The 17,430-nt window shown below is 73.0% G+C and carries 20 protein-coding genes; 11 read left to right on the top strand and 9 right to left on the bottom strand.

Annotation, left to right across the window (positions count from 1 at the left end):
- Positions 1-87 precede the first annotated feature (87 nt).
- On the bottom strand, positions 88-786 hold the full coding sequence (locus tag AB0D44_RS21415; protein ID WP_362593264.1) for a uridine kinase: 699 nt from the start codon (positions 784-786) through the stop codon (positions 88-90).
- A 54-nt stretch (positions 787-840) separates the two neighbouring features.
- On the opposite strand from AB0D44_RS21415, the gene AB0D44_RS21410 reads away from it, so the two are divergent.
- The gene (locus AB0D44_RS21410; RefSeq protein WP_362593239.1) at positions 841-1,185 is read left to right on the top strand and encodes a hypothetical protein; all 345 of its coding nucleotides are present in this window, start codon (positions 841-843) and stop codon (positions 1,183-1,185) included.
- Between the two features lie 126 nt (positions 1,186-1,311).
- On the opposite strand, the gene AB0D44_RS21405 is transcribed toward AB0D44_RS21410, so the two are convergent.
- The 3 genes from AB0D44_RS21405 to deoC are packed head-to-tail and all read right to left on the bottom strand — an operon-like array spanning position 1,312 to position 4,642.
- Positions 1,312-2,217, bottom strand: coding sequence for an aldehyde dehydrogenase family protein (locus AB0D44_RS21405; protein WP_362593236.1), 906 nt, complete (start codon positions 2,215-2,217; stop codon positions 1,312-1,314).
- Positions 2,217-3,674: an aldehyde dehydrogenase family protein gene (locus AB0D44_RS21400; protein WP_362593233.1), complete on the bottom strand. Its 1,458-nt coding sequence runs from the start codon at positions 3,672-3,674 to the stop codon at positions 2,217-2,219. The genes AB0D44_RS21405 and AB0D44_RS21400 overlap by 1 nt, the downstream gene beginning before the upstream one ends.
- A gap of 5 nt (positions 3,675-3,679) precedes the next feature.
- Positions 3,680-4,642: a deoxyribose-phosphate aldolase gene (gene deoC / locus AB0D44_RS21395; RefSeq protein ID WP_362593261.1), complete on the bottom strand. Its 963-nt coding sequence runs from the start codon at positions 4,640-4,642 to the stop codon at positions 3,680-3,682.
- A gap of 266 nt (positions 4,643-4,908) precedes the next feature.
- Here deoC and AB0D44_RS21390 point away from each other — a divergent pair, with 266 nt between their 5' ends.
- The 5 genes from AB0D44_RS21390 (at position 4,909) to AB0D44_RS21370 (ending at position 7,995) form a co-directional block, all read left to right on the top strand.
- Positions 4,909-5,634, top strand: coding sequence for a hypothetical protein (locus tag AB0D44_RS21390; protein WP_362593230.1), 726 nt, complete (start codon positions 4,909-4,911; stop codon positions 5,632-5,634).
- Between the two features lie 81 nt (positions 5,635-5,715).
- On the top strand, positions 5,716-6,384 hold the full coding sequence (locus tag AB0D44_RS21385) for a class F sortase (protein WP_362593227.1): 669 nt from the start codon (positions 5,716-5,718) through the stop codon (positions 6,382-6,384).
- A gap of 25 nt (positions 6,385-6,409) precedes the next feature.
- Complete coding sequence (locus AB0D44_RS21380; RefSeq protein ID WP_362593224.1) at positions 6,410-7,054, top strand: PH domain-containing protein; 645 nt, start codon at positions 6,410-6,412, stop codon at positions 7,052-7,054.
- Positions 7,055-7,183: 129 nt separating this feature from the next.
- On the top strand, positions 7,184-7,756 hold the full coding sequence (locus AB0D44_RS21375) for a VanZ family protein (protein ID WP_362593221.1): 573 nt from the start codon (positions 7,184-7,186) through the stop codon (positions 7,754-7,756).
- Positions 7,757-7,794: 38 nt separating this feature from the next.
- Positions 7,795-7,995, top strand: coding sequence for a PspC domain-containing protein (locus AB0D44_RS21370; protein ID WP_362593218.1), 201 nt, complete (start codon positions 7,795-7,797; stop codon positions 7,993-7,995).
- Between the two features lie 58 nt (positions 7,996-8,053).
- Here the strand turns inward: AB0D44_RS21370 and AB0D44_RS21365 are convergent, their stop codons facing one another.
- The 3 genes from AB0D44_RS21365 to AB0D44_RS21355 form a co-directional block, all read right to left on the bottom strand.
- On the bottom strand, positions 8,054-8,821 hold the full coding sequence (locus AB0D44_RS21365) for a hypothetical protein (RefSeq protein WP_362593215.1): 768 nt from the start codon (positions 8,819-8,821) through the stop codon (positions 8,054-8,056).
- A gap of 133 nt (positions 8,822-8,954) precedes the next feature.
- Entirely contained in the window at positions 8,955-9,203 is a 249-nt protein-coding gene (locus AB0D44_RS21360) for a hypothetical protein (protein ID WP_362593213.1), read from the bottom strand.
- A gap of 139 nt (positions 9,204-9,342) precedes the next feature.
- Positions 9,343-10,491 (bottom strand): adenosine deaminase, encoded by a 1,149-nt coding sequence (locus AB0D44_RS21355; RefSeq protein ID WP_362593211.1) that lies wholly within the window; start codon positions 10,489-10,491, stop codon positions 9,343-9,345.
- 113 nt (positions 10,492-10,604) lie between these two features.
- On the opposite strand from AB0D44_RS21355, the gene AB0D44_RS21350 reads away from it, so the two are divergent.
- Positions 10,605-11,345 (top strand): alpha/beta hydrolase, encoded by a 741-nt coding sequence (locus tag AB0D44_RS21350; RefSeq protein WP_362593208.1) that lies wholly within the window; start codon positions 10,605-10,607, stop codon positions 11,343-11,345.
- Between the two features lie 66 nt (positions 11,346-11,411).
- Positions 11,412-11,780: a cupin domain-containing protein gene (locus tag AB0D44_RS21345; protein WP_362593259.1), complete on the top strand. Its 369-nt coding sequence runs from the start codon at positions 11,412-11,414 to the stop codon at positions 11,778-11,780.
- On the opposite strand, the gene AB0D44_RS21340 is transcribed toward AB0D44_RS21345, so the two are convergent.
- Entirely contained in the window at positions 11,759-13,042 is a 1,284-nt protein-coding gene (locus AB0D44_RS21340) for an ATP-grasp domain-containing protein (protein WP_362593205.1), read from the bottom strand. The genes AB0D44_RS21345 and AB0D44_RS21340 overlap by 22 nt on opposite strands.
- Before the next feature lie 138 nt (positions 13,043-13,180).
- Between AB0D44_RS21340 and AB0D44_RS21335 the strand changes: the two genes are divergently transcribed.
- Entirely contained in the window at positions 13,181-14,215 is a 1,035-nt protein-coding gene (locus AB0D44_RS21335; protein WP_362593202.1) for a helix-turn-helix transcriptional regulator, read from the top strand.
- 38 nt (positions 14,216-14,253) lie between these two features.
- On the opposite strand, the gene AB0D44_RS21330 is transcribed toward AB0D44_RS21335, so the two are convergent.
- A complete protein-coding gene (locus AB0D44_RS21330) occupies positions 14,254-15,192 on the bottom strand; it encodes a LysR family transcriptional regulator (RefSeq protein ID WP_362593199.1) in 939 nt (312 codons plus the stop codon).
- 98 nt (positions 15,193-15,290) lie between these two features.
- On the opposite strand from AB0D44_RS21330, the gene AB0D44_RS21325 reads away from it, so the two are divergent.
- Entirely contained in the window at positions 15,291-16,574 is a 1,284-nt protein-coding gene (locus AB0D44_RS21325; protein ID WP_362593196.1) for an MFS transporter, read from the top strand.
- A gap of 105 nt (positions 16,575-16,679) precedes the next feature.
- Entirely contained in the window at positions 16,680-17,375 is a 696-nt protein-coding gene (locus tag AB0D44_RS21320; RefSeq protein ID WP_362593194.1) for a L,D-transpeptidase, read from the top strand.
- Positions 17,376-17,430 lie beyond the last annotated feature (55 nt).

Genomic DNA, 17,430 nt, shown 5'->3' with positions numbered 1-17,430 from the left:
TACGTCCAGTACGGGGGCATCCGGCCGGCACGCCGAGAGCACGCACCGGACACCGCTCCTTCACCACGGACCTCCGTCAGACACCCCCTAGGCCGGAGTGGCCGTGCGGTGGCGGCCCGCCGCTGCGGCGGCCAGGCGGCCGAGTGCCTCGTCGCGGCCGCAGGCGTGGGCTCCGAGCGCGGTGTGCCGGGCCACGATGCCCCGCTCGGCCCGCATCAGCCGGTAGCCCCTGCGCAGCAGGAACAGCACCGACTTGCGGCCCTCGCGCAGGTCCCGCAGGAGGCGGCGCCGGAAGGTCGTCGAGGGGCGGCCCCGCAGGCAGATGGCGTCGGCGAGCAGCCCGAGCTCCTGGCACCGGGCGACGATGTCGGCCGCGAAGATGCCCTCGGCGATGAACAGCGGGGTCCGGGAGATGTCCAGCGCCTCCGTCCCGGTCCGGGAGGACGTCGCGATGTCGTAGACGGGGACCTGCGTACGGCCCGCCGCGCACAGCTCCTCGATCGCCGCGACGGCGGTGTCCGCGTCCCAGGAGAGGGGGGAGTCCCAGTCGATGTCCGAGCTCCCCTCCACCAGCGGGAGGGTCGGGTCGTCCCCCTCCTTGTAGAAGTCGTCCAGGCGCAGTACGGGCAGGCCCGAGCGGGCCGCCAGCGAGGACTTGCCGGACCCCGAGGGGCCGGTCAGCAGCACGACGCGCGTCGGCAGGGGAGAAGAACAGCTCACGGGACACCAGTCTGAAGCATTAACCCCTGCAGGGGATCCCTCCGGTGGCCGGTTGGTATCGAGGATCACATGTCAACTACGCTGCGTGCGCACGCGACTACGACCACAGGCGGGAACCCCATGGCACGTCACGCAGCTCCCCACACCTCCGCGCTGCGCTCCGCAGGCCTCACCCTCTCGATGGCGGGCGCCGCGCTCGCGATGGCCGCGGGCGGCGCCCAGGCCGGCGAGCTCGATGTCCAGGCGGCGCTGGCCGGGGTCACGGAGCCGGTCTCGAACCTCAAGGTGAACCCGCTGGCCCACACCGGCGTGGACCCGCTGGACAACGGCGTGGCCACCAAGGTCGCGGACTTCCCGGCCGTGGGCACCGGCATGGTGACCGGCGTCCTGACGCAGGGGCCCTCCGTCGGCGAGCTGCCCACTGCGGCCGTCGGCTCGCTGCTCGGGCCGGTCCTGCCCCAGTAGGGGCCCGCAGGGGAGCACGAAGGGCCACGCGAAAGGCCCCGCCAGCGTCCCTCCCTCCCAGCGGTGGCTGGGGGGAGGGGCGCTGGCGGGGCCGGTTCGCGGGGGGGGCTGCCGGTACGGGGACTTCTAGTACGAGGAGCCGCCCGAGCCCAGCGAACCCGTCGGGTGCCAGACCGTCTTGGTCTCCAGGAACGCCGTCATGCGGGACGTGCCCGGGTCCGCGCTCCAGTCGTCCACAGGCTGTGGACGCAGGACGCGCTTGAGGTTGTCGGCCGCGGCGATCTCCAGCTCCTTGGCCAGCGCCGCGTCGGCGCCCGCCAGGTCGATCGCGTTGACGTCCTGGTGGGCCGCCAGGTGCGGGCCCATCTCGGAGGCCTTGCCGGACAGGATGTTGACCACGCCACCGGGCAGGTCGGAGGTCGCCAGTACCTCGCCCAGGGACAGGGCGGGGAGCGGGGCCTTCTCCGAGGTGATCACGACGGCCGTGTTGCCCGTCGCGATGACCGGGGCGATCACCGAGATCAGGCCCAGGAACGAGGAGTCCTGCGGGGCGACGACGGTGACGACGCCGGTCGGCTCCGGCGTGGAGAGGTTGAAGAACGGGCCCGCGACGGGGTTGGCCCCGCCGACGATCTGGCCGATCTTGTCCGTCCAGCCCGCGTACCAGACCCAGCGGTCGATGGCGGCGTCCACGACTGCGCCGGCCTTGGACTTGGACAGGCCCTCGGCCTCGCCGACCTCGCGCACGAACTGGTCGCGGCGGCCCTCGAGCATCTCGGCGATGCGGTAGAGGATCTGCCCGCGGTTGTAGGCGGTCGCGCCCGACCAGCCGCCGAAGGCCTTGCGGGCGGCCACGACCGCGTCACGCGCGTCCTTGCGGGAGGACAGCGGGGCGTTGGCCAGCCACTTGCCCTTCGAGTCACTCACCTCGTACACCCGGCCGCTCTCGGAGCGGGGGAACTTGCCCCCGACGTACAGCTTGTAGGTCTTGAAGACGTTCAGACGGGTCGCAGAAGACTCAACAGCACTCATCAGCGCTCACCCTTCGGGTTCGACGGGGCGAGGTAGCCCTCCAGGCCGTGGCGGCCGCCCTCGCGGCCGAAGCCCGACTCCTTGTAGCCGCCGAAGGGCGAGGTCGGGTCGAACTTGTTGAACGTGTTGGCCCAGACGACACCCGCGCGGAGCTTGTTCGCGACCGCGAGGATGCGCGAGCCCTTCTCCGTCCAGATGCCCGCGGACAGGCCGTACTGGCTGTTGTTGGCCTTGGCGACGGCCTCGTCGGGCGTGCGGAAGGTCAGCACCGACAGCACCGGGCCGAAGATCTCGTCGCGGGCGACGGTGTGCGCCTGGGTGACGTTCGTGAAGAGCGTCGGGGCGAACCAGAAGCCGGCGGACGGCAGCTCGCACGCCGGGGACCAGCGCTCGGCGCCCTCGGCCTCACCGGTCTCCGCGAGCGCGGTGATCCGGGCGAGCTGCTCGGCGGAGTTGATCGCACCGATGTCGGTGTTCTTGTCGAGCGGGTCGCCCAGGCGCAGCGTGGAGAGGCGGCGCTTGAGGGAGTCCAGCAGCTCGTCGTGGATCGACTCCTGGACCAGCAGCCGGGATCCGGCGCAGCAGACCTGGCCCTGGTTGAAGAAGATGCCGCCCACGATGCCCTCGACGGCCTGGTCGATGGGGGCGTCGTCGAAGACGATGTTGGCGCCCTTGCCGCCCAGCTCCAGGGTGACCTTCTTGTCGGTGCCGGCGACGTGGCGGGCGATCTTCTTGCCCACGGCGGTCGAGCCGGTGAAGGCGACCTTGTTGACGTCGGGGTGCTCGACGAGGGCCGCGCCCGCGTCGCCGTACCCGGTGAGGATGTTGACGACGCCCTTGGGCAGGCCGGCCTGGCGGCAGATGTCCGCGAAGAACAGCGCGGAGAGCGGGGTGGTCTCGGCGGGCTTGAGGACGACCGTGTTGCCGGTGGCGAGCGCCGGGGCGATCTTCCACGCGAGCATCAGGAGGGGGAAGTTCCAGGGGATGACCTGCCCGGCCACGCCCAGCGGGCGCGGGTTGGGCCCGTAGCCCGCGTGGTCGAGCTTGTCGGCCCAGCCCGCGTAGTAGAAGAAGTGCGCGGCGACCAGCGGGAGGTCCGCGTCGCGGGTCTCCTTGATCGGCTTGCCGTTGTCCAGGGTCTCCAGGACGGCGAGCTCGCGGCTGCGCTCCTGGATGATCCGGGCGATGCGGAAGAGGTACTTGGCGCGCTCGGAGCCGGGCAGCGCGGACCACTTCTCGAAGGCCTTGCGGGCGGCCTTGACTGCGCGGTCCACATCGGCGGCGCCCGCCTGGGCGACCTCGGCGAGGACCTCCTCGGACGACGGCGAGACGGTCTTGAAGACCCTGCCGTCGGCGGCGTCGGTGAACTCGCCGTCGATGAACAGCCCGTAGGAGGGGGCGATGTCGACGACCGAGCGGGACTCGGGAGCCGGTGCGTACTCGAATGCAGATGCCATGGTGATCAGTCCACCGTCACGTAGTCGGGACCGGAGTAACGGCCGGTGCTCAGCTTCTGGCGCTGCATCAACAGGTCGTTGAGCAGGCTGGAGGCGCCGAAGCGGAACCACTGGTTGGTCAGCCACTCCTCGCCCGCGGTCTCGTTGACCAGGACCAGGAACTTGATCGCGTCCTTGGTGGTCCGGATGCCGCCGGCCGGCTTCACGCCGATCTGGATTCCAGTCTGCGCCTTGAAGTCGCGGACGGCTTCGAGCATGAGCAGCGTGTTGGCGGGGGTGGCGTTGACGCCCACCTTGCCCGTCGACGTCTTGATGAAGTCGGCGCCCGCGAGCATGCCGATCCAGGAGGCCCGGCGGATGTTGTCGTACGTCGACAGCTCGCCGGTCTCGAAGATGACCTTGAGGCGGGCCGCGGTGCCGTCGGGGCGCACGCAGGCTTCCTTGACGGCCCTGATCAGCTCGTACGTGTCGAGGTAGCGGCCGGCGAGGAAGGCGCCACGGTCGATGACCATGTCGATCTCGTCGGCGCCGGCTGCGACGGCGTCACGGGTGTCGGCGAGCTTGACGGGCAGCGCGGCGCGGCCGGCCGGGAAGGCGGTCGCGACGGAGGCCACCTTGACGTCGGCGCCGTTCAGGGCGGCCTTCGCGGTGGCCACCATGTCGGGGTACACGCAGACCGCGGCGGTCATGGGCGTCGTACGGTCGGTGGGATCGGGATGGACGGCCTTGGCGGAGAGCGCCCGGACCTTGCCCGGGGTGTCCGCGCCTTCCAGCGTCGTCAGGTCGATCATCGAGATGGCCAGGTCGATGGCGTACGCCTTGGCCGTCGTCTTGATCGAACGGGTGCCGAGGGCGGCCGCGCGGGCCTCCAGTCCGACTGCGTCGACGCCGGGCAGCCCGTGCAGGAAGCGGCGCAGCGCACTGTCGGACGTCGTCACGTCAGCGAATGCGGTGAGGGTGGTGGGCATGGTCACCACATGAGCATATCTACGCGCGTAGCGACCTGTCACCCCCTCCCCCGGATTCGGCCGGTTCCGGTGCGGAATCGACACCTCCGCTCGGACCCGCGTGCGCTGTTACGCGGCCATGACAGGACGCGGATCGTCCGCCCGCACAAGATCCATAGATTTCTCTTCAGCAGCCCGCCACACCTGACCCGGTGAACCAGACCGAACAGACTCAACGCGGCATGCGACTCTCCTCCACTCTCCTCACCCACGCTTCAGGAGTCGTTATGCGTTCCGCCCTCCGCACCTCGATCGTCACCGCCGCCCTCGCCGGGATGTTCCTGGCGCCCGCCGCGACCGCGTTCGCCGCGCCCGCCGCCCCGTCCGCGACGCAGGTGTCGGCGGCCTCCGCGGGTACCCCGGGCACCGAGCGCTACGACGGCGAGGTCGTGCTCGTGGGCGAGGGCCGGATCGCGGTGCTGCGCAACGAGTCCGAGGGCCCCGAGGTCTGGATCCGCGCCGTCGCCGCGGACTGGAAGCCGGCCGACGGCTGGGCGGGCCGCGTCCTGGCCAAGCTCGACCCCTCGGCGCCGCGCGCGGTGGTCGACGGCGTCGAGTACACGCTCACCAAGACCGGCGACGGCCGCTACGGGCTCAACGTCCACGTCCGGGGCGAAGGGGCCTCGAACGGCTTCTACCTGCTGCCGAAGGGCGCGACGGACCCCTCCGCCAAGGACGGCGCGGCCGCGCCGAAGCCCGCCGCCTCCCCGACGGCCGCCGCCCCCGCCGCCTCCCCGACGGCCGCCGCCCCCGCCCCCGCCCCGAAGGCGCAGAACGCGGGCCAGACCTCGGTCGTGCCCACGGGCGCGGTCGCCGCGGGCGCCGAGATCCCCTCCACGGCGGCCGAGGACACCGACAACGCCACCGCCGCCGCGGCCGGCGCCGGCCTGATCGCGGTCTTCGGCGCACTCGGCGCGAGCGTGGCCCTGCGTCGGCGCCGCGCCCAGGGCTGACGCCCCCTCGTACCCCGCCCCGCCCCCGGCGGGCCACCGTCCCCGGTGGCCCGCCGGAGCCCGTTTTCCCGGAGCGTCCCCATGGCCCACCGCGCCGTCCGCCCCCCGCTCGCCGTCCGCCCGCTGCTCGCCGTCCGCCCCCTGCTCGCCGCCGCCCCTCTCGCCGTCGTCCTCGTCGCCGCCGCCCTGACCGGCTGCGGCCCGGCCGCCCGCACCCCCGCCCCGCCCGCGGACGCCGCCCCGCCCGCCGTCACGCCCACGGCCGCGCCCGCGGCTCCGGCGCCGGCCGCCACCCCGCTGCCCGCCTCCGCGCCCGTACGCGTACGGATCCCCGCGGCCGGGGTGGACGCCTCGCCGCTGCCGGAGCTGGGGCTGGCCGCCGACGGCACGGTCGAGGTGCCGTCCGTGGCCGACGGGGACAAGATCGGCTGGTACGGCAAGGGCGTCACCCCCGGCGAGACCGGCCCCGCCGTGCTGATCGGCCACTTCGACACGGTCCGCGGTCCGGCCGTCCTCAAGGACGTCTCGCGCGTCCGCACCGGCGACGAGATCACCGTCTCCCGGGCGGACGGCAGCACCGCCGTCTTCCGCGTCCGCGAGCTGGAGCAGGTCGACAAGAAGCGGTTCCCCACCGACAAGGTCTACGGCGACACCGAGCGCCCGGAGCTGCGCGTCATCACCTGCGGCGGCCGGATCACCGACGGCCACCGGGCCGACAACATCATTCTGTACGCCGATCTCGTGGGGTGAGACGGCGTGGGGCAGAATCGACCGCATGAGCAGCCAGCAGCCACCGGCCGACGAGCCGGTCTACGACGACCGGGTCTACCGCTCCTCCTCGGCCGTGGTCACCGGGGTGCTGCTGCTCGCGCTGACCGCGTGGCTCTGCGGCGACGCGGTGGTGCGCGGCTCCGGTAACACCCCGTGGGTCGCCCTCGCGCTGGCGCTGTGCGTGGTGCCGCTGATCGTCGCCTTCACGATCCGCCCCGCCGTCTTCGCCAATGACGACCGGATGCGCGTACGGAATCCCTTCCGGGTCATCGAGCTGCCCTGGGCGGCCGTGGACGCGGTGCGCGCCGGGTACTCGGCGGAGGTGCTGGCCGAGGGTTCGAAGTACCAGCTCTGGTCCGTCCCCGTCTCGCTGCGGGAACGGAAGAAGGCCAGCCGCGGCCAGCTCAGCCGCCGCGGCGGGCTCACCGGCCGCGGCATGTCCGCCCCCGACCCCCAGGCGCAGGACGCGGCGGCCCGGCCGCAGCGGGCCGGCGCCGACAAGGTCGTGGACGAGCTGCGGGATCTCGCCGAGCGCGGAGCGGCGCGGGCCGGCGCCCAGGGCAGCGTGCGCGTGCACTGGTCCTACGAGATCATCGCGCCGGCCGTGGCGGGCGCCGTCCTGCTGATCGTGCTGCTCGCCACGGGCTGACCGGCCCGCGCGCGCCCCCGTACGTGCTGCTCGCCACGGCTGACCGGCCCGCGCCGTCCCCGTACGTGCTGCCCACCACACCCCTTCCGGGGCGGAACCGCCGCTACCGGCCGGTGCGTCCTCGCAGGTGTGCAGCGTCATGAGGCCGGCGGCAGCGCCGCCACCGCCATTCATCCCCGGTTCCGGCTCCTGGGCCTCGCCCTCCTGGCCGCCCATCTCCTGGTCGTCGGCTGGCTGACGCTGCGACCACTGGACGTGCCCTGGGCCGCGGCCGCGAATCTGAACCCCCTCGAGGGGATCCGGGCGGACCTCGCCTACGGACCGCTGGAGGGCGCCCGCCGGATCGGCGAGGGGCTGGCGCTGCTGGCCCCGCTGGGCGTGCTGCTGCCGCTGGTCAGCGGACGGCTCGCGCCCTCGGCGCTGTCCGCGTGGTCCTCGCTGGCCCGGACCGCGGCCGCGGGGGCGCTGGTGTCGGTGTGCATCGAGATGCTCCAGACCGCGGTGCCCGGCCAGGTGGTCGACGTGGACTCGGTCCTGCTGAACACCGTCGGCGTGGTGCTCGCGCACGCGGCCGTCGTACCGGCGCTGCGGGCGCGACTGCGGCGCTCACGCACCGCTTATCAGGGGGGCACCCCGAGAATTACCAGGGTCGGGCTCGGTCCGTGGACCGACGTTCTTTCGGCGGTTCCCCGGGAATATTGAGGCATCGCAAGAGAGCGATCCCGATGAAGGAGAATCCCATGAGCGCCCTTGTCCGCCCCCGTGACGGTCGATGGATCGGCGGCGTCTGCGCCGGACTGGCCCGGCGTTTCGGAATGTCCGCCAACACGATGCGCCTCATATTCGTCGTCTCGTGCCTGCTGCCCGGCCCGCAGTTCCTGGTCTACCTGGCGCTGTGGCTGCTCCTGCCGAACGAGAAGACCGCCTCCACCGCCTGGTAGAGCGCGGCCGGCCCGAAAGGGCCGGGGGACGCGGGGCCGGGCGGAGGCCCGAGCCCGGTCAACCGGCTCGCTTGACCTTTTCCACCTGCTTGTCGGCGACCTCCTGCGGCACCTGCGTCTTCTGCTGGGCCGCCGCCACGTTGAGGGCCATGAGCCGCACGATGGTGTCGCCCTCGCGCACGACGACCAGGTGGACCTGGGCGGAGACGCCCTGGGCGGCCGCGGTCGTGGTCCAGCTGACGCTTTCGTCGCCGGCCGTGCGGTAGTCGGCGGCCCGCACGTCGCGGTAGCTGCCGGTCTGCTTCTCGACCGTGGCGGTGAATCCCGTACCGCAGGCGGGCACGGCGGCCTTGAGCCGGGCGATCAGGGCCTTCGCGTCGCTCTCGGTGTAGGAGCTGACGGAGGCGGAGACGGCGAGTCCGACCTGCTTCTGGGAGCCGACGCCCCGGTTGACGGTCTCGCGCGCGGCCGGGTCGGGCTCGTCGCCCATGATGTCGGCCAGCGGCTGGCAGGCCTTCTTGTCCGCCTGGGGCTGGCCGTCCGGGGCGTTCGGGTTCTTGCCCTGCGCGGAGATCTGGTAGCCGGGCAGGTCGCCCTGTTCCAGCGCGGACCGCTCCGCCTTGCTGCCGCCGGTCTTGGGCGCGGCGGATCCGCCCGGGGAGGCCGGGGCGGGGGCGCCGGGCGCGCCGGAGGCGTGGCTCGCGGAGCCCTTGGGGTCCGGCCCCTTGCCCGGCGGGGCGCTGTCGGGGCCGTTCGTACCGCCGCATCCGACCGCGGCCAGGAGCAGGGCGGGGACCAGCGCGACCACGGTCGCTCGTACCTTCATGCGCATGACCAAGGACCTCATACCGCGTGCGTCGGCGGGCAGTTGGTGGCGATCGTGACACACCGCACGGCGGCACACACACCCCGTCGAAGGGGCGTGCGACCGCCGTGGGTGCGTTCGCGTCGGGGCGGCGTCAGCCGTTGAGGGCTCCGGTGACCGGGCCCAGCAGGCCGGTGACCGCGGCGGTGGGGTCGCTCGGCTGTCCACCCTCCTCGGAGTTCATCTGCTGCTGGCTGGTGACGCCCTGGAGCGCACCGGTGGCCGTGCCCAGCGTGTCGGCGAGGCCCACGGCCGGGACGGCCGAGGCGGTACCGGCGGCTGCGGCGGCGAAGGCGGCGCCGAGAGCGGCGGCACCGAGGATCTTGGCAGCTGACTGCTTCATGAAAACGTGTCCTTGCGACGGGGAATTGAGCGGCTCCGCAAACTAGTCACTTCAAACCCCCGCCCGCAAACATCCGTAAATATGAGAAAGGACCCGGGAATTGCTCCTCCCGGGCCCTTTCAGTACGTCATGCCGTGGCCTAAGCCGAGACGGAACCGCTGGTGGAGGCGGTCTGCTGGAACAGCCACTCCGACTTCAGCTCCGCATAACCGGGCTTGATGACCTCGTTGATCATGGCCAGTCGTTCATCGAAAGGAATGAACGCGGACTTCATCGCATTGACGGTGAACCACTGCATGTCGTCCAGCGTGTAGCCGAAGGTGTCCACGAGGTGCTCGAACTCGCGGCTCATGCTGGTGCCGCTCATCAGGCGGTTGTCGGTGTTGACCGTGAGCCTGAAGTGCAGCTTGCGCAGCAGGCCGATCGGGTGCTCGGCGTACGAGGCGGCCGCGGCGGTCTGCAGGTTCGAGGTCGGGCACATCTCCAGGGGGATGCGCTTGTCCCGGACGTACGAGGCCAGACGGCCCAGCGTCACGGAGCCGTCCTCGGCGACCTCGATGTCGTCGATGATCTTCACGCCGTGGCCGAGGCGGTCGGCGCCGCACCACTGAAGGGCCTGCCAGATCGACGGCAGGCCGAAGGCCTCGCCCGCATGGATCGTGAAGTGGTTGTTCTCGCGCTTGAGGTACTCGAAGGCGTCGAGGTGGCGGGTGGGGGGGAACCCGGCCTCGGCGCCGGCGATGTCGAAGCCGACCACGCCGTTGTCGCGGTAGCGGTTGGCCAGCTCCGCGATCTCCAGCGCACGGGCGGCGTGGCGCATCGCGGTCAGCAGGGCGCCGACGCGGATGCGGTGGCCGTTGGCCTTCGCACGCCGCTCGCCCTCGCGGAAGCCGTCGTTCACGGCCTCGACGACCTCTTCGAGGGTCAGGCCGGCTTCCAGGTGCTGCTCGGGGGCGTAGCGGATCTCGGCGTACACGACGCCGTCCTCGGCCAGGTCCTCGGCGCACTCGGCGGCGACCCGGAAGAGGGCCTCCTTCGTCTGCATGACCGCGCAGGTGTGCGCGAAGGTCTCCAGGTAGCGCGGGAGGGAGCCGGAGTCGGCGGCTTCCCGGAACCAGATGCCGAGCTTGTCGGCGTCGGTCTCGGGGAGGTTCTCGTAGCCGACCTCGCGGGCCAGCTCGAGGATGGTCCCGGGGCGCAGTCCACCGTCGAGGTGATCGTGCAGGAGCACCTTCGGGGAGCGGCGGATCTGATCCGGGGTCGGCAGGTTGGGGGTCTCGCTCGTCATCTGGGCACTCTAACTCCTACGCGCGTAGAGCGGGGCCCGGCCGCGAGCGCCGATATGTAACAGAGACCGCACGGACCGGTGTCGTACACCTCGGTGTCTGAGACTGTTCCGCCATGGCACAGCATGCGCCGCCGGCGCGCGGGGCCCGCCTGGGGCGGGCAGCCGGAGCGAACGGCTCGGGATACACGGTCACTGGTGTGGTCCTCCTGCTCCCCGGAGCGTCCAGATTCTCCCCCGGCCCGCTGCGGCCGCTCGGGCGGGCGCTGGCCCGGGCGGGCGGGGCGGAGGGGCTGGTCGCGCACACCGTCGTCCACGGCGGCGACGCCTCCCGCGAGGAGCAGGCGGGGTGGGCGGCCGACGAGGCGGTACGGCGCTACGGGGACGTGCCCGTGTGCCTGGCCGGGTACGGCGCGGGCGGCCTGGCCGCGCTGCGGGCGGCGGGCCACGATGCCGTCAACTCGGTGGTCTCCCTGGCCCCTTGCTTAGGGGCGACGGCCGTGACGGGCTCTCCTGACCTGACGGGCTCCCCTGAACCGGTGAAACAGCTCTCGGGCCGGCAGGTGCTGATCGTGCACGGCACGAACGACGCGCGCAGCGACCCGGAGGCATCGTTTCAGCTGGCCGCGCGGGCCAAGAAGGCGAATCGTTCCACGTGCCGGTTCGAGGTCCACTCGGACGGACACGGACTGCGCGAGCACCAGCCGGAAGTCGTCGCCCTGGCCGTGGACTTCATCCTGGGCGCGGTGTGCTCGGGACGGTACTCGCGGCCGGTGACCGACGCCCTGGCCGCTCCCCCTCCGCTGGGTCTGCGGATGCCGCTGGCCTCGGGATTCGGGCGCTCGCTCCGGCGGTGAGGAACGGCCTTCGCGCGTAGCGTGAGGAGTGGACTCGGGGTGTACTCCTCCCGTGGGCGGTGGATCATGGCCGAAATGGTGTCCAAGAGCTTCGACCAGGCGGACGAGACCCGGCCGTTCGTCGACGGCAAGGGCAAGCTGCAGTTGCTGGAGACGGGCGACGGCGCCGTCGGGCGCGCCACCTTCGAGCCGGGCTGGAAGTGGTCGGAGCACATCAAGCCGCTGGCCGGGACGGACAGCTGCCGGGCCGACCACACCGGGTACGTGGTGAGCGGCCGCATGAAGGTCGTGATGGACGGCGGTGAGAGCGCCGAGTTCGGCCCCGGCGACTACATGCGCGTGCCGCCGGGGCACAACGCGTGGGTGCTGGGCGACGAGCCCTGCGTGACGCTGGACTGGACCGGCTTCGCCGACTACGCGAAGCCTTCCGGCTGACGCAGCTGAGGGAGCTGGGGGAGCTGACGGAGCCGGCCGGTCCGCCGGTCCGCGGGCCGCATCAGGCCGGCGGCCCGGTCCAGGGTGCGGGCCAGTGCGCCCGCGGTCGGCGCGGTGGCCAGGACGTACGCGTGGTGCAGGCCGCCCGTCGGGGCACGGTGGACGGTGGCGCCGGGCGGGATCTCCAGCTGGACCCGCAGCACGCCCGGCACCGCCCGCGCCGCGGCGATCCCCGGCCGGACCCCGCGGGGGCCGGTGCCGGGCGGGAAGTCCACGTACCGCAGCCCGGCGTACGTGGCGCGCGGGCTGCGCACCGGGTCGGGCAGGCCCAGCCCGGCGGCGAGCGCGAGGGCGAGCACGTCGGTGCCGTGGGCGGCCCGCAGCAGCCGGCCGAACTCCTCGCCGCCGGGGCGGGCGTGGGCCTCGACGAGGCGCGGGCCGTGCGCGGTGAGGATGACCTCGGTGTGGGAGGGGCCGTCGTGGTGTCCGGCGAGGTCGAGGACCCCCCGTACGAGGGCCCGTACGGCCTGCGCGGTCCCCGGGTCCAGGGCGACCGGCAGGTCGTGGCCGGCGGCGGTGAGGCGGGGGCCGGGCAGGCGCCGGGACCAGCCCAGGATGCGGTGGCGTCCGGCGCGGGAGAGGGTTTCGACCGTCAGCTCCGGCCCTTCCAGGTACTCCTCGACGAGCAGGTCGGTGATCTCGGGGTAGCCGTCGGCGGCGGCCCGCGCCTCGGCTTCGTCGTGGACGAGCCGGACCCCTTCGCCGTCGGCGCCCGCCCGCGGCTTGATCACGCAGGGGTAGCCGATGAGGGTGGCGACGAACGGGAGGGTCTCGGCGCGTCCGCAGCGGGCGAAGGAGACGGGCCGGCCCGGGTGCAGGCCGTTGGAGCGGGCACGCAGGGCGGCCTTGTCCATGAGGGCAGCCACGGCTGCGGCGGGGGTGCCGGGCAGGCCCAGTTCCTCGTTGGCCCGGGCGGCGGCGAGGGCTCCGGCGGCGTCGAAACCGAAGACGGCGGCGCGGCCGTGGCGCACCGCATCGATCCGGCCGACCGCCGCGACGAGGAGGCGGTGGTCGCGCCAGTCCGTCCGTACCCGCCGCTCCGCCCCCTCACGGTCGGATGGCACCGGTGGATCAGGCGCGACCACCACGGTGCGGGCGCCCGCACGGCGGGCGGCCGCCACCACGGCGGGCCGCGGGCTCAGCAGGACGGCCACGGGCCTGCGCCCCTCGCCGGGCCCCTCGTGACGGCGTCGCTGCCGCATACCGCGCTCCCCCCTCACGCCGTGCTGCCACTGTGCCCGCTTCGGCATATGCCGATAGCCGCCTGACAGGGGTCGTCTTGCCGCCTTGCGGGAATACGAGGGGTTTACGAACAGACACAGGCCGGGACGAATAGGCATATGCCAGCCGATCACGCCGAAGAACTGAGCCCCGCGGCCCGGCGCCTCTACGCGTACGCCGTCGAGCGGCACGCCTTTGACGCGGCCGAGGCCACCGAGGCCCTCGGCGTGCGCGCGGCCGCCGCGATCACGGAACTGGCCGCCGCGCACCTGCTCCAGCGGGCGCCCGGCGGCGGCCCCGACCGGTGGAGCGCGGTCGCGCCCCGGGCGGCTGCGGCGCGGGCGCTGGCTCCGCTGGCGCAGCTCGTACGCGAGACCCACGACGAGATGGACCGAATGCGGGGGCGGCTGGAGGCGCTGGTGCCGGCGTACGAGGCGGGGTCCGCGCACCGCGACCTGAGCGGGTCGGGGCGCCTCGAGCTGGTGACGGACCTGGGCGCGGTACGGGGGCTGATCGCAGAGCTGGTCGCGGCGTGCGAGCGGGAGCTGCTGACCTCGCAGCCGGGCGGGGGGCGGCCGCTGGAGTCGCTGGAGGAGTCGATCGGGAGGGACGAGTCGCTGCTGGCGCGCGGGGTCCGGATGCGGACGCTCTACCAGCACACCGCGCGGTACTCACGGCCCACGGCGGCGTACGTCGAGCGGGTGACGGCGCTGGGCGCGCAGGTGCGGACGCTGGGCGACGGGCTGATGCGGATGCTGGTCTTCGACGGCCACACGGGACTGATGGGCGTGCCGGACCGCAGCGGGGCGGCCCTGGTGGTGCGCGAGCCGAACGTCGTGCACTTCATGGCGGCGGCCTTCGAGCGGTCCTGGCTGGGGGCGGAGCCGTTCCCGACGACGGTGAGCCCGGAGGCGGCGCGGTCGATCTCGGACGAACTGCGCCAGACGATCGTGCGGTTGCTGTCGGAGGGGCTGGAGGACAAGGTGATCGCCCGGAGGCTGGGCATGTCGGAGCGGACGTGCCAGCGGCACATCGCGGAGATCATGCGGGCCGTCGGGGCCAAGTCCCGCTTTCAGGCCGGGTACTTGCTGGCGCCTGCCCCGCCTGCCCCGCCGGCCTCCGCGGACGCGGCCGAGCGCGGGGCCGCGGACTAGCCGGGCCGCGCCCCTACCGGGGCTCACGGGCCCTGGCGTCAGGCCGGGGGTTCCAGTTCGGGGATCAGGCGGCCGCGCCGGGAGAGCAGGAAGCGTTTGAACTCCGCCACCGGCGGTGTGTCCGGGTGGCCGTCCAGCCAGGCGACGCCGATCTCGCGGACCGCGCGCGGGGCGGTGACCGTCAGTTCGACCACGCCCGGGCGGGCCACGGCCGGAGGTGGCAGGAGGGCCACGCCCAGGCCGGCGGCGACCAGGCCGCGCAGGGTTTCGGCCTCCTCGCCCTCGAAGGCGACCCGGGGGGTGAAGCCGGCTTCCGCGCACAGGTTGTCGGTGATGCGGCGCAGGCCGTAGCCGGGTTCCAGGGTGACGAAAGTTTCCTCGGCGGCCTCGGCGAGGCGGATGCGCTTGCGGCCGGCGAGGCGGTGGTCGTCGGGGACGACCAGGCGCAGGCGCTGTTCGTCGAGGCGGCGGGCCGCGAGGTCGGGGGCGTCCGGGACGGGTGAGGTGAGGCAGAGGTCGAGTTCGCCGGAGCGCAGCTTCTCCAGCATGGCTTCGCCGTAGTTCTGGACGAGGGAGAAGCGCACGCGCGGGTGGTCCGTGCGGAAGGCCCGGATGAGACCGGGTACGGTCTCGGGGCCCAGGGTGTGCAGGAAGCCGAAGGCGACCTTGCCGGAGGCCGGGTCGGCGTCCTGCTGGACGGATTCGGCGGCGCGGGCGATGCCGTCCAGGGCCTGTTCGGCGGAGGCCAGGAAGGTGCGGCCGGCCGTGGTGAGGGCTACGGTGCGGCCCTTGCGGGCGAACAGCGTGACGCCGAGGTCCTGTTCGAGGCGGACCATGGCCCGCGACAACGTCGACTGCGGAACGCCCAGTTCGTGGGCGGCGCGGGTGACGTGCTCGTGCCGGGCGACGGCCGCGAAGTACGCGAGGCGCGGGGCCAGCACACGTGTCACAGACGCGTCTTCTTCGTAACGGTTCATTGACAGGCGCCGTCCTGAGCTGTGCTGATGCGTGAGTGGATCGATTATCGCGAATCCGTGCATTGGACGCATCAAAAACCCGGGCCTACCTTCGAGGTATGCCTCCCGCTCATACCGGGGCACCCGTCATCCCGGGTGCCTCCACCCCGTCGTCGCCGCAGCCCGAACCCCGCACCCCCGGCCGCCCCGGCTACCGCCGGATGAGCCTCGCGCTCTTCGCCGCCGGCCTCGCGACCTTCGCCCTCCTCTACTCGACCCAGGCGCTGTTGCCCGCGATCTCCGACGGGTTCGGGGTGACGGCGGGCCAGGCCAGCTGGACGGTGTCGGCGGCCACCGGCGCGCTCGCCCTGTTCGTGCTGCCGCTCAGCGCGCTGTCGGAGCGGTTCGGGCGCACCCGCATGATGACCTGGTCGATGGTGGTGGCCGTGGCCGTCGGCCTGCTGGTGCCCTTTGCGCCGAACCTGGAGTGGCTGGTGGCCCTGCGGGCCGTCCAGGGCGCGGCGATCGCCGGGATCCCGGCCTCCGCGATGGCGTACCTGGCGGAGGAGGTCCAGCCGAAGGCCCTGGTCGGGGCGATCGGCCTGTTCGTGGCGGGCAACTCCATCGGCGGCATGAGCGGCCGCCTCGTCACCGGCTGGGCGGCGCAGCTCGGCGGCTGGCGGGCGGGTCTGCTGACCGTCGGGCTGATGGCGGCGGCCTGCGCGGCGGCGTTCCTGGTACTGCTGCCCCGGGCGCGGTTCTTCCGCCCGGCGTCCCTGAACCCGCGCGCCGTGGGGCGTACGGTCGCCGGTCACCTGCGCGATCCGCTCCTGGTGCGGCTGTACGGGATCGGCGCGCTGTTCATGACCGTCTTCGGCGCCGTCTACACCGTCATCGGCTACCGGCTGGTGGAGGAGCCGTTCTCGCTCGGACAGGGCGTGGTCGGGTCGGTCTTCCTGATCTACCTGGTGGGTACGGTCTCGTCGGCCGCCGCCGGTCAGCTGGTGGCCCGCATGGGCCGGCGCGGCGCGCTGTACCTGGCCGTGACCACCACCGCGCTCGGGCTGCTGCTGTCGCTGTCCCGGTCCCTGGCCGCGATCCTGGTCGGGCTGGTCCTGATCACGGCGGGCTTCTTCGCGGGGCACGCGGTGGCCTCGGCCGCGGTGAGCCGGACGGCGCGGTCGGGCCGGGCGCAGGCTTCTGCGCTCTACCAGTCGGCGTACTACCTGGGTTCCAGCGCCGGCGGCACCCTGGGCGCCCTCGCCTACCACTCGGCGGGGTGGGCGGCCACCGTGGGCATCGCGCTGCTGGCCGTGCTCGGTGTCGTCTCGATCACGCTGTACGGGTCCCACGCGGCCCGCGCGCAGCGGCGCATGCCGGCTTCGGCCGCGGCCGCCCGCTGAGGAAACCGTCCGAAATCCAGAAATACGCCTTCCCGGACGCAACTCGCGCCGATTTTCCGGGCATTCAACACGGAGAACGGAAACGGGGCGGATGGGGAGGGTGTCATGGGGACACGCGTGCGCGCGGCGGCGGTGTTCGGCGGGGCGGTGGCGTTGGCGCTGCCGTTGGTGGTGGCGGGGGGCGGATCCGCGCGGGCGGCGGCCTCCTGCAACCTGAGTACCGGGCCGTACCAGCGGCAGGTCGAGCAGTTCCTGGGGAGGCCGGCGGACGGGCGGCAGTCGGCGGCCGACTGCACGGCGATCAGGACGTTCCAGGCGAGCCACGGGATCACCCCGGCCCAGGGGTACGCGGGGCCGCTGACCTGGCGGACGATGAGCACGATGCTGGCCCAGCGGGCGGCGGGCAGCACCCCCAACAAGGCCGGCGCCTGCCCGGTGGACCGGGGGCGGATCGCCTGCGTCGACCTGACGCGGCAGCTCAGCTGGATCCAGGACGGCGCCACCCTGAAGTACGGCCCCGTCCCGGTGCGCACCGGCAAGGACGGCACGGAGACCCGGACCGGCCTGAAGAAGATCTATTACCGCAGCATCGACCACTGGTCGACGCTCTACGACGTCTCGATGCCGTACGCGCAGTTCTTCGACGGCGGCATCGCCTTCCACTCCACCGGCAAGAGCATGTGGAACCCGCCCGGCTCGGGCGGCTGCGTGAACATGCGGTCCGCCGACGCGAAGGCGTACTGGAACCTGCTGGGCAAGGGGGAGGACGTCTACGTGTACGGCCGCAAGCCGGGCACCTGACGGGTGGCTCCGGCCGTTCCGGCTGCCGTTGTCGGACCCCTCCGGTAGGTTCCGA

The organism is Streptomyces sp. NPDC048349 (genome assembly GCF_040651925.1).
In the GTDB taxonomy this organism is placed as follows: domain Bacteria; phylum Actinomycetota; class Actinomycetes; order Streptomycetales; family Streptomycetaceae; genus Streptomyces.
This window is presented reverse-complemented; position numbering and strand designations above follow the sequence as displayed.